At 67.3% G+C, this 15,176-nt stretch carries 13 protein-coding genes; 5 read left to right on the top strand and 8 right to left on the bottom strand.

Going from position 1 to position 15,176, the window contains the following annotated elements:
- Positions 1-8: 8 nt before the first annotated feature.
- Positions 9-653, top strand: coding sequence for a peptide-methionine (S)-S-oxide reductase MsrA (gene msrA, locus QF777_05535; protein ID MDP6911010.1), 645 nt, complete (start codon positions 9-11; stop codon positions 651-653).
- Positions 654-662: 9 nt separating this feature from the next.
- Here the strand turns inward: msrA and QF777_05530 are convergent, their stop codons facing one another.
- The 6 genes from QF777_05530 to QF777_05505 form a co-directional block, all read right to left on the bottom strand.
- A complete protein-coding gene (locus QF777_05530; GenBank protein ID MDP6911009.1) occupies positions 663-2,405 on the bottom strand; it encodes a PEP-utilizing enzyme in 1,743 nt (580 codons plus the stop codon).
- 117 nt (positions 2,406-2,522) lie between these two features.
- Positions 2,523-3,656, bottom strand: a complete 1,134-nt coding sequence (locus QF777_05525; GenBank protein ID MDP6911008.1) for an acyl-CoA dehydrogenase family protein — start codon at positions 3,654-3,656, stop codon at positions 2,523-2,525.
- An 11-nt stretch (positions 3,657-3,667) separates the two neighbouring features.
- Positions 3,668-4,153 (bottom strand): MaoC/PaaZ C-terminal domain-containing protein, encoded by a 486-nt coding sequence (locus tag QF777_05520; GenBank protein ID MDP6911007.1) that lies wholly within the window; start codon positions 4,151-4,153, stop codon positions 3,668-3,670.
- Positions 4,150-4,692, bottom strand: a complete 543-nt coding sequence (locus QF777_05515) for a MaoC family dehydratase N-terminal domain-containing protein (protein MDP6911006.1) — start codon at positions 4,690-4,692, stop codon at positions 4,150-4,152. The genes QF777_05520 and QF777_05515 overlap by 4 nt, the downstream gene beginning before the upstream one ends.
- A complete protein-coding gene (locus QF777_05510) occupies positions 4,689-5,858 on the bottom strand; it encodes a CaiB/BaiF CoA-transferase family protein (GenBank protein MDP6911005.1) in 1,170 nt (389 codons plus the stop codon). The genes QF777_05515 and QF777_05510 overlap by 4 nt, the downstream gene beginning before the upstream one ends.
- An 18-nt stretch (positions 5,859-5,876) precedes the next feature.
- Positions 5,877-7,070 (bottom strand): acyl-CoA dehydrogenase family protein, encoded by a 1,194-nt coding sequence (locus QF777_05505; protein ID MDP6911004.1) that lies wholly within the window; start codon positions 7,068-7,070, stop codon positions 5,877-5,879.
- Between the two features lie 69 nt (positions 7,071-7,139).
- Here QF777_05505 and QF777_05500 point away from each other — a divergent pair, with 69 nt between their 5' ends.
- Together QF777_05500 and QF777_05495 are read left to right on the top strand one after the other, a co-directional pair.
- A complete protein-coding gene (locus QF777_05500; protein ID MDP6911003.1) occupies positions 7,140-8,546 on the top strand; it encodes an OB-fold domain-containing protein in 1,407 nt (468 codons plus the stop codon).
- 24 nt (positions 8,547-8,570) lie between these two features.
- Positions 8,571-9,767 carry an acetyl-CoA acetyltransferase gene (locus QF777_05495; protein MDP6911002.1) on the top strand — a complete coding sequence of 399 codons (1,197 nt, stop codon included), beginning with the start codon at positions 8,571-8,573 and terminating at the stop codon, positions 9,765-9,767.
- 10 nt (positions 9,768-9,777) lie between these two features.
- On the opposite strand, the gene QF777_05490 is transcribed toward QF777_05495, so the two are convergent.
- Together QF777_05490 and QF777_05485 are read right to left on the bottom strand one after the other, a co-directional pair.
- A complete protein-coding gene (locus QF777_05490) occupies positions 9,778-10,485 on the bottom strand; it encodes a maleylpyruvate isomerase family mycothiol-dependent enzyme (GenBank protein MDP6911001.1) in 708 nt (235 codons plus the stop codon).
- A 27-nt stretch (positions 10,486-10,512) separates the two neighbouring features.
- The gene (locus tag QF777_05485) at positions 10,513-11,439 is read right to left on the bottom strand and encodes a PAC2 family protein (GenBank protein MDP6911000.1); all 927 of its coding nucleotides are present in this window, start codon (positions 11,437-11,439) and stop codon (positions 10,513-10,515) included.
- A gap of 104 nt (positions 11,440-11,543) precedes the next feature.
- Here QF777_05485 and QF777_05480 point away from each other — a divergent pair, with 104 nt between their 5' ends.
- Positions 11,544-12,782, top strand: a complete 1,239-nt coding sequence (locus tag QF777_05480) for an MFS transporter (GenBank protein ID MDP6910999.1) — start codon at positions 11,544-11,546, stop codon at positions 12,780-12,782.
- 29 nt (positions 12,783-12,811) lie between these two features.
- The gene (locus QF777_05475; protein MDP6910998.1) at positions 12,812-15,151 is read left to right on the top strand and encodes an arylsulfatase; all 2,340 of its coding nucleotides are present in this window, start codon (positions 12,812-12,814) and stop codon (positions 15,149-15,151) included.
- Positions 15,152-15,176: the final 25 nt, after the last annotated feature.

Raw genomic sequence — 15,176 nt, 5'->3', positions numbered from 1 at the left:
ATCACGCCATGTTCGGACACAAGCCACTTTCCATTCCGGATCCAGCCGACGCGCTGCCCGGTCGGCCCGATGTCATGGCCGTCCCAGCCGCCCACTTCGTGAACGGGCGACCCCTGGTCGGCCCATTCGTCGACGGCATCGAGACAGTCATCGTGGGAATGGGCTGCTTCTGGGGCGCTGAGCGCATGTTCTGGGACACGCCCGGCGTGTGGACCACTGCGGTGGGTTACGCCGGCGGCCACACCCCCAACCCCACCTACGAAGAGGTCTGCTCGGGTTACACCGGACACAACGAGGTCGTGCTGGTGGCGTGGGAGACCGCGGCGATCGACCTAACCAGTGTGCTCCGGGTGTTCTGGGAGAACCACGATCCGACCCAGTTGATGCGACAGGGCAACGACGTGGGCACTCAGTACCGGTCCGAGATCCACGTGGCCGACGCCACCCAACGGGCCACCGCTGAGGCCACCCGCAATGACTTTGCCCCCCGGCTGGCCGAGGCTGGTTACGACGAGATTGTCACCGGGATCGTGGATCGATCCGAGTTCTTCTACGCCGAGGAATACCACCAGCAGTACCTAGCCAAGAACCCCATGGGCTACTGCGGTCTTGGTGGCACCGGCGTGTCCTGTCCGATCGGCGTCACCGGCTGACGGTCCGGGTTAGCCGTCGAGCACGGTGACCGTTCCGGCGGTGCCGTCCACCTCGACCAGCGCCCCGTCAGGAATCCGTCGGGTGGCGCCTTCGACGGACACCACGCACGGGATGCCCAGTTCACGCGACACGATTACCGCGTGGCTCATGAGCGCCCCTACGTCGACCACCACGGCGGCCGACGGCAGGAACAGCGGAGTCCACGCCGGGTCGGTGATGGGGGCCACCAACACTTCGCCTGGCTCGAGGTCGAGGGCATCGGCCGGATCCATCACGATGCGGGCCCGGCCCCGGGCCACGCCCTGGCATCCCGATGCACCGGTGAGCACATCACCGGGAGCGGCGATGGTGTCGGCGGCTCGGGCGGCCTGGTCGGCTTCGAGCTCCTCGATGGTGGGCACCTCGTCTTGGCTGGTGATGAAGAAGCGCGGTTCGACTGCCGCATACCGGTCGAACAGGGCGCCCCGCTCGGCTAGCAGGTTGGCGAACGCTCCCGGATCGGCCAGGTAGGCGGGGAGCTCGTCGAGTGGATCCAGCAGGGCGACTCGCACCGGATTCGGGTCGCCTCCACGCTTGGCAGCCCGACGGACGAGTTCGCGGTACACCTGCTTGGTGGGGGCGCCGATGCGAATGGCCCGATCCCGGGTGGCTTCGCGGGCCTGAGCCCACCAGCCGGTGGCAGCCAACGCCTTGTCGAAATTCTTCCGGTCCAGTCCCTTGACGTGGGGACGGACCACGGCAATGGCTGCGGCGCGACGCTCACCGTCGTCGGCTAGGCGGGCCGCCGGGTCCAGGTCGTGGTCGGCCAGACGCATGCGGTCGATGGCCACGAGGGCCATCTCCGGCGTGTTCTCCCAGTTGCGCGACGAGAGCTCCCAGTCGTTGGGGCCGCGGTGTCCATGGTCGGCCACGAAGGCGGCGAATCGTTCGAGGAAGTCAGCCACGTTGGAATCGCCGGCCCGAGAACCGTCCAACCGTTGAAGGAGCCCGGCCACGCCGGCGTCAAAGGCGGCGGCCACCGTGGGCTGGTTCTGCACCGTCAGGGCAATGGCGTACAGGTCGCGGGCGTACTCGGCCGACTTCACGTCACCTGCCGACCCGAGTAGGTGGGTCACCAGGCCAGGTTGACCTGCCGCTGCACAGGCATCAGCCAGAAAGCCGGCCACGATTGACGCTAGGCCCGATGAGAGCATGTGGTTCTTGAAGGCCGGACCAAAGGCCGCGGGAAAGGCGTGGAGGTAGGCCAGCAGATCCTCGTCAGAGGCGTCGAGTGGCGGACAGGCCTCTCGGTGGGCGTCGGCCAGGGCGTAGCTCTCGGCCACCATTGACGGCATGGCCTTCGTGCCCAGAGCGCCCATCACCGACTTCAGGATCCGGAGCGTGGAGCGGAGGTTCCGGTCGCCCTTCCTCGGTTCGTAGGGCGGGGGATCACCTTCACCGAAGAAAGCCACATCGATGGCCTCCGGAGACGACCCGGGAGCCCGGACGCCGAGGATTCGCAGGTAGGAGAGGTTGAGGTAGGCGTAGCCGCCGTAGAGGCCGATGATCACCGGGTCGTCGCCAGCGAAGTCGCTCTTCACGGCCACTCCGAGTTCGGCATAGGCATCACGCCATGCCTTCTCTGCAGCGATCACCCCCAGCCGGTACGAGAGTGGAGTTAGGACCTCGGGGAAGACCTCGCCGACGTTGCCCCGGGTGTTGATCGGCCAACGGTCATCGACCGAGCCCTCGATGATCCAAGACGTTCCCATGGTGCCCCCCCGGCGTCCTCCGCAGACCGGTCGTCTGACAGGGTCCGGACGTTAGGGCATCCACGTCCGGTTGCTTCCAGCCGGCCCCCAGTCGGAAGCAACATCTTCTGGGACGGGTCAGTCGAGGACGGCGGCAGCGATCAGGTCCTCGAGGTGGTCGTTGTCGAACCAGTTCAGCTGCCAGGATTTTGCCCGGCGGAAGTACAGCTGGGCATCGCACTCCACGGTGAAGCCCATACCGCCGTGCACCTGGATGGCCACACCGGTCACGTCCCGGCAGGCCTGGGTGGCAAACAGCTTGGCCATGGGGGCCAGCGAGGCCACGTCCCGCCCCTCGTCGCGGGTCCAAGCGGCCCGGTGGACCAGCACCCGGGCACCGTCGATGGCCGTGATGCCGTCGGCCAGATAGTGGCTGATGGCCTGAAACGAGCCGATGGGCTTGTCGAACTGGTGTCGCTCTTTGGCGTATTCCGTGGTCAGGGCGTGGGTGGCCTCGGCAGCGCCTACTGCCTGGGCCGCCACTAGAACCATTGCGTCGGTCATGACCGACGACCAGGTGGTCCAGCCGGTACCGGCCTCACCGATCCGATCGTCGGCCGTCACCCGGACGCCGTCGAGGTCGACCCGGTACTGGGTGTCGCCGGCCACCGTCGGTTGGAGGGTCAGTGTGACGCCCGGGGCCGTGGGATCCACCAAGAACAGGTCGATCGCCTCGCTTCGGTCTCCCGTTCGGGCCAGAACCACCAGTCGGTCGGCCGACGAGGCGAAGGGGACGTGTCGCTTGACGCCGGTCAGGACGAATTCCCGGTCGTCGCCTCTGGTCGGGTCGGCCTGCGCAGTCAGTTGGACGCCGCTGGGGCCCGAGCTGTTGTCCGGCTCCAGCCACGCCGGGGACAGCACGGCGTCGCCAGTGGCCATGGCGGGCAGCCATTCGGCCTGCTGGGCGTCGGATCCGGCGGTAGCCAGCACGCCGGCGGCCACTACCGCCGACGCCAGATGAGGTGAGGGCACGAGGCTGCGGCCCAGTTCCTCGTAGACCACCACAGCGTCCAACAGCCCCATGTCCGAGCCGCCGAGGGCTTCGGAGGTCATGAGCCCGGTCAGGCCCATGGCCGCTAGGCCCTGCCAGAAGTCGTCGTCGAAGCCCTTCGGATCGTTCTCCATGGCACGTACCGAGTCCGCGGCGTCGGCGCACAGGCTGCGCACGGCCTTTCGCAGCATGTCCTGTTCGTCGGTGAAGGCGAGGTCCACGGTCGGGTCTCCTAGGGTCGCCAGGCATCGCCACGGCGAGCCCAGGGATTGTCGTTCTCGTCGAGGGGGAGGGCCACCCGGGTGGCGCACGTGGTGGCGGCCACCTCGCCCACCATGAGGGCCACGTCCAGGTCGACCCATCCGCATCCGGCATCGTCGACCTCGGTACCGGTGACGGTGGACGTGAAGACCATGTGATCGCCGGGAAACACCGAGGTGTTCATGCGGAAGGTCATGCGGCCCAGTCGGCCGGTGGGCCCTGTCCAGTCGGTCACGTAACGCTCGAACCAGGCTGCCTGATTCGGGGTATTGAGGAAGATGTCCTGCGTCCCGTTGCGGTTAATGGCGAAGTCACGGTCGTGGTGCATGGGTCGCCAGTCCCGTGATGCCAGTGCGCCGAGCACGACCGTGGTGGCCGTCACGTCGACGCCCAGACCGGGCAGAGTGTCACCGATCGCGACGTCACCATGGACCAGTCGAGTCACGGGTCGGTTCACGAGCCGACTCCTTTCTCGGCGTCGGCGCGGCGGTAGCCGAAGGCCGTGTAGGACTCCACGCCCAGCAGGGTGTCGTCCTGGTTCAGGTACTCCACGTCGATGGTCCAGAAGCGACCGTGGCCCAGTCGGGTCGTCTTGGGTTCGCTGACCGATCGGAGGATCTGGCGGGACCGGACCCGGTCGCCAATGCGGACCGGGTCGTGGAACGTGTTGGTGTTCGACGAGATGATGGCCTCGGGCAGGTGGAGGTCGTCCTTCAGGTCAAAGTGGGCTTGCAGGGGGACCGCTGGTTCGGTGCGGCCCGGCGACCAGTGGTGGGGGCGGAACCAGACCGACAGCATGGTCGGCGGGGCGATCGGTCCGTCGGTGAGGTTGTCGGCCACCGTCTCGTCCCAGAACAGCGGGTTGCCGTTCTCGACGGCAGCGCACGTCGTCCAGATGTAGCCGTGCTCGACCGGGAAGCCGCCCTCTTCCTCGTACTGGACGAGCCCGATCCGGTCGGTGACCTCTTCGGTGATCGGGGCCAGTTCCGTGCTCATGCAATTATTCCTTCGGCTCGCAAGGAGGCCAGTCGGTCGGCACTCACACCGACGGCGGCCAGGATCTCGTCTGTGGCCGGCAAGGCCATGTCGTAGACGGGTAGATCGGCAGCGTCGACCTGCCCGGCTAGTGGGGCGGCCACCTGGGCAATGGTTCCGGCCGTTGGGTGGGTGACCTCGGTGAACGCCCTCCGGGCCCGGAATTGCTCGTCGGTTAGGAGTTCGGGTACGTCCAGCACCGCGGTGACGCACGTGTCGGCCGGCCCTAGGAGGTCTACCCACTCATCGCGGGGGCGCGAGGCGAAGGCCCCCGTGAAGTCGGCCCGCATGGCATCGACCGCATCGTCGTCGTACTGCAGTCCGGCCCACTGGTCGCAGCCCAAGATGCGACACAAGTTGGCGAAGAAGCGGGGCTCGATGGCGCCCACGGCCAGCCAGCCGCCGTCGGAGGATTCGTAGAGGTCGTACCAGGCGTAGCGACCGGTGAGCAGGCCGTGGCGGGGTCCGGGCTCGGTGCCGTCGGCCAGGTATTCGTCGATGGCCAGCGACATGAGCGACAGGACTCCGTCGGCGATCGACACGTCGAGGTGGGTGCCCTTGCCGGTGGTCGCCCGGGCGGTCAGTGCGGCACAGATGGCGGCCACCGCGTGCAGGCCACCGCCCGCGCTGTCGGCCACTGTCGCACCGGGAAGTGCCGGGCTGCCGTCGCTGCCACGGCCCGAGCAGTGGAGGTAGCCACCCACGGCCAGATAGTTGAGGTCGTGGCCCGCCCACTGGGCCCGGGGGCCGGTCTGGCCGAAGCCGGTGGTCGAGCACAGCACGATGCGGGGATTCACGGTGCAGAGGGCCTCGTAGCCGATTCCCAGACGGTCGACAACGCCGGGCCGGAAGCTCTCGATGACAACATCGGCATGGGCGGCCAGTTGCAAGAAGGCGTCGCGTCCTCCGTCGGACTTGAGGTCCAGCAAGGCTCGGCGCATGCCCCGGTGTGCGCTGTAGGCGTAGGCCGGTGGGTTGATCTGCACGTCGGCGTCACGCGGAACCGGCCCCACCTTGATGATGTCGGCACCCCAGTCGGCCAGCCAGCGGGAGGCGCGCACCGCGGGCCCCACCGAGGCGAGGTCCAGCACGGTGATTCCGTCGAGAAGAGGGCGGTCGGTCGTCATGGTTGGATGCCCGTCGGGCTAGAAGTTCTTGGGGAGGCCCAGGCCGCGGCGGGTGATGATGTTCTTCTGCACCTCCGAGGTGCCGCCGCCAATGGTGTCCAGCACGGTGTACCGGTAGGTCGACTCGGCTCGCCCCGCCATGGGGGCTTCCTCGGTGCCGACCCGAAGTTGGGTGCCTGGACCGCCTAGGTCCATAGACGCGTCGGCGAGCGTCTTGGAGAACTCGGTGGTGAACAGCTTGTACTCCGAGGACTCGATGGTCGGCGGTGCGCCACCGTTGGCCTCTGCCTTCACTGAGGCGTCGACGACCCGCAGGCCCATCCCCCGGGCTACCTCGGCGGTGGTGGCCAGACGGGCGATGCGTGAACGCACCTTCGGATCGTCCTTGAGTGGCTGGCCGTCGCGGCAGGCCGAGCGCACGTGGTCAATCAAAAGGTCGAGGCGCTGCTTGATCGGCGAGAAGGTGAACATGGTGAACCGCTCGAGGTCGAGGGCCTGGGAGATGTATTGGAAGCCGTGGTCGAGCTGACCGACTACGTACTCGTCGGGGACGAATACGTCGTCGAAGAAGACGTCGTTGGTGCGCTCGTCGCCCATGGTCCAGATGCCCTGCACGGTGATGCCGGGATGGTCCATTGGCACGAGGAACAGGGTGATGCCCGAGTGCTTGGGGGCGTCGGGGTTGGTGCGGGCGCCCACCCAGTACCACTCGGCGAAGTGGGCCGACGTGGTCCAGGTCTTCTGGCCGTTGAGGGTCCACCCTCCCTCGGTCTCGACGGCCTTGAGCTTCATGGCCGCCGCGTCCGAGCCGGCCTCGGGCTCGCTGTAGCCGACGGCGAATTCCACCTCGTTGGCCAGGATCTTGGGGAGGAACTCCTCCTTGAGGAATTCTGATCCGTGGGCGATGAGGGTTTTGCCGATGATTCCGACGCCCTTGCCGATCTGGGGGCCACCCCGCCCGGCGAGGGCCTCGTTGAGGATGTACTCGTAGACGCCCTCGCCCTCCTGGCCGCCGTACTCTTTCGGCCAGGTGATGCCCAGCCAGCCCTGCTCGCCCATCTTCTTCATCAGCGCTCGGCGTTTGGGCGTGTCGACGATCTGGGCCATGTTCTCTCTGGTGGGGTCAAACACGTCGGGGTCGTCGTTGGCGTTGAGGAAGGCCTCGACCTCGGCCCGGAAGGCCTCCTGTTCGGTGGTGAAATCGAAGTCCATGGGGCGTCCGGTCTTGTGGAAGGTAATCTGACGGTCCGTCAGATCTGTACGGTATCGGAGGGGAGACGCATGAGCATGACCAGAGGAATCCTTGCCTACGGCGCCCACGTGCCGTACCGGCGTCTCGACCGGGCCGAGATCGCATCGGTCATGGGAGCAGGGGGTGGTAGGGGTCATCGTGCCGTCGCCTCCTTCGACGAGGACACCACGACCATGGGTGTGGCGGCGGCCCGCCGGGCGCTGCGGGCGCTCGACAACACAACGCCGGACGCTCTCTGGTTTTCGACGGTTGCTCCGGCGTATTCCGACAAGACCAACGCCACGGTGATGCACGCCGCCCTCCGACTCGACTCCACGATCTCCGCATTGGACTTCGGGGGCGCCCAGCGCTCCGCTGTGGGCGCCCTGCGTGCCGCCCTGACTGCTCCGGGCCGGACCCTGGTCGTGGCCTCCGATATCCGGATCGGCCTGCCGACCGGCCCCGAGGACGGCGGGGGTGGTGACGCAGCGACGGCCATCCTCACCGGATCATCCGACGACGGTCCGCTGCTGGCCGAGTACCTCGGTGGGGCCACGGCCACCGGTGAGTTCACCGACCGCTGGCGAACCCCGGGAAACGCCCATTCGCGTACTTGGGAGGACCGTTTCGGTGAGCAGGCCTACCTACCTCTCGTACGAAAGGCCTGGGCTGATGCCCTAGCCGCCACCGGTCTCACCGTCGATGACGTCGATATCGCCGTGGTCACCGGATTGCATGGTCGGGCCACCAAGAAGGCCGCGTCCGGCCTCGGCGTGGCCGTGGCTGACGACCGGGCGGATACCGTCGGAAACGCTGGAGCTGCTCATCCCTCTCTCCTCCTAGCCGACGTGCTGGACGGGGCCGAAGCCGGCGCCGTGGTTGCCCTCGTGGTACTGGCCGACGGGTGCGAGGTTTTGTTATTTCGGACCACCGATGCGCTGGCCTCCGGCCGGCCGACCCGATCGGTGGCCGCTCAGGTCGACAATCGGACCGACGTCGCCTACACCCGCTACCTGACGTGGCGGGGCTTGCTGGAGATCCAGCCCCCCAACCGGCCCGAACCCAACCGACCCTCCTCGGCAGCTTCCCTTCGGCGGACCGACTGGAAGCACGGCTTCGTCGGAGCAACCGACCGGACCACCGGAATCACCCACCTGCCGCCCAGTCGTGTCGGCATCGCCGGTGGAGCGGTCGACGACATGGACCCGGCTCCCATGGCCGACGCCACGGGCACCATCGCCACCTTCACCGTGGACCACCTCGTCTACTCACAGAGCCCACCGGTGGTTTTCGCAGTGGTCGACTTTGACGGTGGCGGTCGCATGCCCATCGAACTCACCGACGCCGACCCAGCCGAGGTGGCCATTGGTGACCGGGTGGAGATGACGTTCCGTCGGATGTTCACGGCCGATGGGTTGCACAACTATTTCTGGAAGGCCCAGCCCGCTCGGGGCTGACCCGCAGCGGAGAGGAGCGCGCACATGGCATCACACGGGATCCTGGATCGAGTGGCCATCGTCGGGATGGGGTGCACTCCGTTTCGCGAACACTGGGACCGCTCGTTGGACGACCTGCTCATCGACGCCCACGGCCTGGCCCTGAATTCGGCGGGCATAGTCAAGGACGACGTCGATGCCTACTGGTACGGCACGTCGCAGTCGTCGGCCTCGGGCATCTCACTGGCCATGCCGCTTCGCCTCGAGAACCGTCCGGTCACCCGGGTGGAGAACTACTGCGCCACGGGGTCCGAAGCCCTACGCCAGGCCTGTTACGCCGTGGCGTCGGGCGCCTACGACGTGGCCGTCGCCATTGGCGGCGAGAAGGTCAAGGATGGCGGCTACCAGGGCCTCAACGCCTTCCCGATTCCCACAGACGGGACCAATCGAACCCTCACCGCCGCGGCCATGTTCAGCCTGATGCTGCCCGCCTACGCCGAGCGTTACGGAGTCGACGAGGAAAAGCTTCGCTATGTGGTGGCCAAGATCGCCGAGAAGAACCACTTCAACGGAGCTCGCAACGATCTGGCCCAGTTCCGACGGGAAATGTCGGCTGAGGCCATCTGCGAGATGGCCGCAGTGGCCGGTCGCCTGTCGGTGTTCGACTGTGCCGGTGTAGCCGACGGAGCGGCAGCAGCCGTCGTGGTGCCCGCGGAGCGGGCGACGGACTACACCGATGCCCCGCTGTACGTGAAGGCCCTCTCGCTGGTGGCCGGTAACGGGTCGGGTCTCGTGGACCCGGCGTTCGACTTCACCACACTGCCCGAGTGCGCGGAGGCTGCCGATGACGCCTACGCCCAGGCAGGGATCACTGATCCGCGGACCGAACTGGCCATGGCTGAGGTGCACGACTGCTTCACCCCGACTGAACTGATACTCATGGAGGATCTCGGGTTCAGCGAACGAGGCGAGGGTTGGAGCGACGTGCTGGACGGCCGGTTCGCCCTCGACGGGGACCTACCGGTCAACACCGACGGCGGGCTTAAGAGCTTTGGCCATCCGGTGGGGGCCAGCGGACTTCGCATGCATTACGAGGCGTGGCTCCAACTGCGGGGCGAGGCGCCCGCTGATCGTGTTGTGACCACGCTGGACACCCGTAGCCGGGCACTGGTGCACAACCTCGGGGGCTACCCGGGCGAGATTGTGTCCTTCGTGGGCATCTGGGGCACCGAAAAGGACTGACTCCCCGGGGTCAGGGAGCAAGGGCCAGCCAGGCGTCGAGGACGGTCTCGTCGCCGAAGACCTCCAGCGTCGGCTGACGACGGCCCCATACCAGCAGGTTCAGGTCCGAAGCTGTGCCACGTGCCGCAGCATCGCCCTTGGCGTGCTGGTGTTCCACCACCAGTTGCTCACTGGTCGACGACAGCAGCCATTCGCCGTCGCCATCGGTGCGGTGCAGGTGCAGGGTCGAGGAGGGATAGCCGCCCACCGGGCCGCCAAGTTGGTGTCGCCACGCCACGTCGAGGATCTCGTCCACGCCGTCGTGGGCCAGTTTGGCATCAAGCGGAGCGGCGTCACCCACGGCGTTTTCGGCGTCCCAGCGGTGGATGTTGTTCTCGTGGGCCATACGTCGGACCACCCAGCTTGCGGTCCGGTCCTCCTCGGGACACCAGTTCCAGCATGGCGCCGTCGGCTCCACCGAGGCCAGCAGGGCCACCAGGCGGCTCAGCCGGTCGCTGGCTGTCGAGGGGTCGTCGGGGTCGGGCCGGGCCGGCTTGTCCGACGAGGCGGCCTCTATCTGGGCGGCCATGAAGCTCCACACCCCGGCCATGTGGTCGACCAGGCCAGCGGCGTCCCAGTCCGGACAGTGCTCGATCCGGGCGGAAGGATCCAGTTCGGCGGCGGCCAGCAGGGACCGCCCTTCGCGTTCGACGGCGGTCAGGAGAGTGTTGCGGTCCATGGGCTCAGTCTCGCCCACCAGACCGGTTCAGTCCTCGTCGGGGTCTGTGGCCCCGTCGGCCAGCCCGTCCTTCCGGTCGACGCGTTGATCCTGGTCGCGCAGGAAGGCCTCCAACTCAGCGGCCAGGTCGTCGCCCCGGGGCATCAGGTCCTCGCTCTGGTCGACCTGGGCCTCAAGACGTCGTACGTGGGCCGTGACCTCTCCGTCGCCGGCCACCGCCTGATCGACTCGGACCTGCCATTCCGATGCTGGACCGTCCAGGTCGGCGAACGCGGTGTCCACCCCGCTGACCTGCTCGAAGCGTCGGAGCAGGGCGCGGGTTGCCTTGGGGTTGGGAGAGTCCGGCAGGTAGTAGGGCACCGACACACGCAGCGAGATGACCGGAACACCGGCCCGGTCCAGGGTGTCGTGTAGGACGCCGACCACGCCGGTCGGTCCCTGGTAGGAGGGTCGGTCGAGGCCCAGGCGTTCGGCCAGTTCCTGGTTGGTGCTGCTCCCGGTGACCGCTGGGGGACGGGTGTGGGGCGACATGCCGCTCATTGATCCAAGCGTGACCACCAGCTGGGATCCCGTGCGGGTCGCCGCGGCCCGGAGCGCGCCGGTGAACGTCCGCCACCGCAGGTGAGGCTCGACGCCGGCCACTAGCACCAGGTCTCGTTGGCCCTCCGGGGTACGGGCGGCCAGTACTCGGTTGGATGGCCATCGGACCCGTCGGGCGCCACCATCGTCGAACTCGACGATCGGCCGCTCCTGGGTGAAGTCGAAGAAGGTCTCGGGATCGACGTCGCCCACCTCGGCGCTGTCCAGGCGTTCGATCAGCCATTGGATGGCTGAGGTGGCCGATCCGGCGGCGTTGAACAGTCCGCGAAATGCCACCACGAGGATTGGTCGGTCCAACTGGTCAAGCAACTGGTCGTCAGCCGTCCAACGCAGTTCGATCGGGTCGGTCGTCACCGGGACAGGTTCGCAGATGACGGCCTCTGATCGGTGACCGGGTGTCCGCGCTGGGGTCGGAGCCCGGTCGGAGCCCGGGAGGTACCGCATGGGACCATCAGCCGGTGCACGATGTCTCCGATCCTTCCCGGCGTCGACATCCCTACCGGTGGGTGCTGTTCAGCGGAGTGTGCGGCGTCTACTTCGCCTTCGGGGTGGTGGCCATGTCGATTCCGCCGTTGGTCGGCGAGGTGCGAGAAGATCTCGACCTGAGCCGTGGCGCCATGGGTCTGGCCCTAGGCGCCTGGCAGCTCGTCTACATCGTGAGTGCGCCAGTCGGCGGGCGTCTTCTGGATCGACTGGGCGTCCACCGGGGGGTATTGCTGGGGGCCTTGGTGGTGGCGATCAGCGGTGTGGCCCGGGCGGCGGCTGGCGGCCTGAGCACGTTCCTACTGGCCATTGCCCTATTCGGCATTGGTGGCCCACTCATTTCAGCCGGTGCACCCAAGGCGGTCGGTTTGTGGTTCGGAGAGGAGCGAGAACGCCGGTTGGCCATCGGCACCTATAGCACGATGCCGGCCATTGGTGGCATGGCCACGCTGGTACTTTCCAACTCGGTGTTCATGCCGCTCACTGGGTCGTGGCGCACCACGGTGCTGATCGAGACGGGTGTCGTCGTGGTGGCCGCCGCAGCGTGGTTGGTCGTGTCCAGTCGGGCGCCCGAGGCGCCGATCCGGGTGGCCCCGGCCGATATGGCCAATGCGGCGGGTCGACGGATCTTGCTGGCCGATCCCGAAGTCCGCACTGTGCTGGTTCTCGGCCTCGGTGTGTTCTTCGTGGGCCACAGCCTCAGTGGGTGGATGCCCGAGGCGCTCCGGGAGCACAGCGGGTTCTCGGCCATGGCGGCCGCCAACTGGGCGGCCCTCGGCGGTCTGGTAGGCGTGCTGGCCTCGATCCTCGTGCCGAGGCGCACCGAGCGGGGCCGGATGCCGAACACCATGGCGGCCATGTTCCTCCTGATCGCCGTCGCCCTCGTCGCCCTGCTGCTCCTACCCACGTCTCTGGATCCGCTGCCGGTAGCCGTCGCGGGGCTTCGGTCGGCGCTGGTTCCGCTCATTCTGATCGGACTCATGGAGTCGGAGTCGGTAACTCCGGCCAACACCGGGGTGGCCTACGGGCTGTGGTTCGCGGTGGCTGAGATCGGTGGGTTCGCCGGACCGTTCGTGCTGGGTGCGGTGGCCGACTCGTCAGCCGGGTTCGCCGGGGCGTTCGGACTGGTGGCCGTGGTCTGTGTGGCCCTGCTGGTCCCGACCGCCCGGCTCCGACGGTTCAGCGGTCGGCCGGTAGGTTCGGACCTGACCTGATGCCCCGTCAGGACGATTCCGGGAGGGACATGACTAGCGACCATCCGGTGGGTCCGAGGGCCTACGAGAAGTTTTCCTACGACGGATTCGATGGAGAGGTGGGCCGCATCATGTCCACATCGACCCCGGCGTGGACCCGACCGCCCACCGCCCCTGACGGTGCCCCCAACGTCCTCGTCGTCCTGGTCGACGACCTGGGTTTCAGCGACGTCGGCTGCTTCGGTTCGGAAATCGACACGCCACACGTCGACCGTCTGGCCGCCGAGGGCCTTCGGTACGTGAACTTCCACGTCAACCCGATGTGCTCGCCGACCCGGGCTTCGTTGCTGACCGGATTGAACCATCATCTGGCCGGGGTAGGCACGGTCTGCCACATGGAGCCCGGCTTCCCGGGTTACGCGGCTTCCATCCGCAGCGACGCGGTGACCATGGGAGAGGTGCTGCGCGACGCAGGTTGGTCCAGCCTCATGGTCGGCAAGTGGCACCTCTGCCCAGATAGCCAACTCACCGAGGCTGGCCCGAAGGACGGGTGGCCGCTCCAGACCGGGTTCGACCGCTTCTACGGAATCCTTGACGGGTTCACGAACTTCCATCAGCCGCATCGCCTCTACGAAGACAACCACGCGCTGGACGTCGACGACTTCCCCGACGACTACTACTTCACCGACGACCTCACCGACCGGGCGCTGAGCATGGTCGGCGAGATCCGCGACGGGCACCCCACGAAGCCGTGGTTCCTCTACTTCTCCCACGGCGCCGTTCACGCCCCACTGCAGGCCCGACCCGGTGACCTAGAGAAGTACCGGGGTAGGTACGAGGCCGGCTGGGACGAGGTGCGACGACTCCGCTTCGACCGGCAAAAAGCCATGGGCATCTTCGATGACGACGTCGTGCTGCCTCCCCGAAACACCGAGGAGAACTACGCGGTCCGGGCGTGGGACGACCTAACGGTCGCCGAAAAGGAGGTCTTCGCCCGGTACCAGGAGGTGTTCGCCGCCATGGTCGACAACGTCGATCAGAACCTCGGGCGTCTCCGTGACGGACTGGAAGCCATGGGGGAGTGGGACAACACCGTGGTGGTGTTCACGTCGGACAACGGCGGCAGTCGAGAGGGTCTAGACAACGGCACGTCCGCCTACTTCCGGACCCTCCTCGGCCAGACCCGACCCAACCCCCTGGATTCGATGGAACTGGACCATTCACGCATGGACCTGCTAGGTGGCCCACAGGCCCTGGCTCACTACCCGTCGGGTTGGGCCATGGTGTCGGGCACCCCGTTTCGGCTCTACAAGATCAACACCCACCAAGGTGGCCATCAGGTGCCGTTCATCATCTCGAAGGGAGCGGGCCTAGCTGGCGCCGGTGGGATCCGTCGCCAATACCAGCACGTCACCGACCTGCTGCCCACCGTGCTGGACCTGGCCGGGGTGGCCATGCCCACCACGAAGAACGGGGCCCAGGTCCCGCCGGCCGCCGGTTGCAGCTTCGCCGGATCCCTGGATGACCCTGGGGTCGACAGCACCCACCCCGAGCAGTACTACGAGCAGATGGGGCACCGGGGTTTCTACCGGGACGGCTGGTCGGCGGTGACGTGCCGTCAGGCCCGAACCCCGTTCTCGACCGAACAGTGGGAGCTCCACCACTTGGCCGAGGATCCCACCGAGTCACGGAATCTGGCCTACGAGCATCCCGAGAAGCTGGCCGAGCTAGTGGCCGCCTGGGAGGACGCGGCATGGGCCAACCAGGTGTTTCCTCTCGACGAGGGAAACAACGTCAAGAACCTGATGCGGCCCCCATGGAACGCCGACACCGTGGTCGAGACGACCTTCCGGCCGGGCAGACCGACGACGGAGCGGTACCGGTCCCTCGCCCTCATCAACTTCCGATCCTTCGAGGTCGAAGTGTCGTTTGACTTTGCGACGGGCGACCGGGGCACGTTGGTGGCCCACGGTGACCAGGGCGGCGGGTACGCCCTCTACGTGGTCGACGACCAGCTGATGTTGGCGTGGAACGGCTACGGCTCGATGGCTGAAGTAGACGGTGGATTGCTCACTACTGGAGCGGCCTCCGTGGTGCTGGCCGTGGAGGCATTGGGCGACCTGAAGCTCGACGTTGAGTTGCGGGTCGACGGCGAGGTAGTGGGTGGTGCCCGTGACCTCCCGGTACTGACCGCCATGGCCCCCTTCCAGGGCATCGACGTGGGCATCGACCGGAAGTCGCCGGTCTCGTGGGCCATCCGGCAACGATTCGGAACCTTTGCCTGGACGGGCTCGCTCGACGGCGTGACCTACCGTCCCGGAGAGGAGGCACCCGATGCGGGTGCCCGCTGGCTGGACGTCCTTCGCGAGGCCGGCACCAAGTTCGAATAGCCCGGCGAGGCCGGAGAAGGGAAGA

The organism is Acidimicrobiales bacterium, from assembly GCA_030747595.1.
Classification (GTDB): Bacteria; Actinomycetota; Acidimicrobiia; order Acidimicrobiales; family MedAcidi-G1; genus UBA9410.
The sequence above is the reverse complement of the archived record's forward strand: the minus strand, read 5'-3'. Positions and strand labels throughout refer to the sequence as shown.

Bases quoted from the DNA above. Each gene is read 5' to 3' on its own strand.
- msrA (MDP6911010.1), top strand. From the start codon at position 9: ATGTTCGGACACAAGCCACTTTCCATTCCGGATCCAGCCGACGCGCTG.
- QF777_05530 (MDP6911009.1), bottom strand. From the start codon at position 2,405: ATGGGAACGTCTTGGATCATCGAGGGCTCGGTCGATGACCGTTGGCCG.
- QF777_05515 (MDP6911006.1), bottom strand. From the start codon at position 4,692: ATGAGCACGGAACTGGCCCCGATCACCGAAGAGGTCACCGACCGGATC.
- QF777_05510 (MDP6911005.1), bottom strand. From the start codon at position 5,858: ATGACGACCGACCGCCCTCTTCTCGACGGAATCACCGTGCTGGACCTC.
- QF777_05505 (MDP6911004.1), bottom strand. From the start codon at position 7,070: ATGGACTTCGATTTCACCACCGAACAGGAGGCCTTCCGGGCCGAGGTC.
- QF777_05500 (MDP6911003.1), top strand. From the start codon at position 7,140: ATGAGCATGACCAGAGGAATCCTTGCCTACGGCGCCCACGTGCCGTAC.
- QF777_05495 (MDP6911002.1), top strand. From the start codon at position 8,571: ATGGCATCACACGGGATCCTGGATCGAGTGGCCATCGTCGGGATGGGG.
- QF777_05490 (MDP6911001.1), bottom strand. From the start codon at position 10,485: ATGGACCGCAACACTCTCCTGACCGCCGTCGAACGCGAAGGGCGGTCC.
- QF777_05475 (MDP6910998.1), top strand. From the start codon at position 12,812: ATGACTAGCGACCATCCGGTGGGTCCGAGGGCCTACGAGAAGTTTTCC.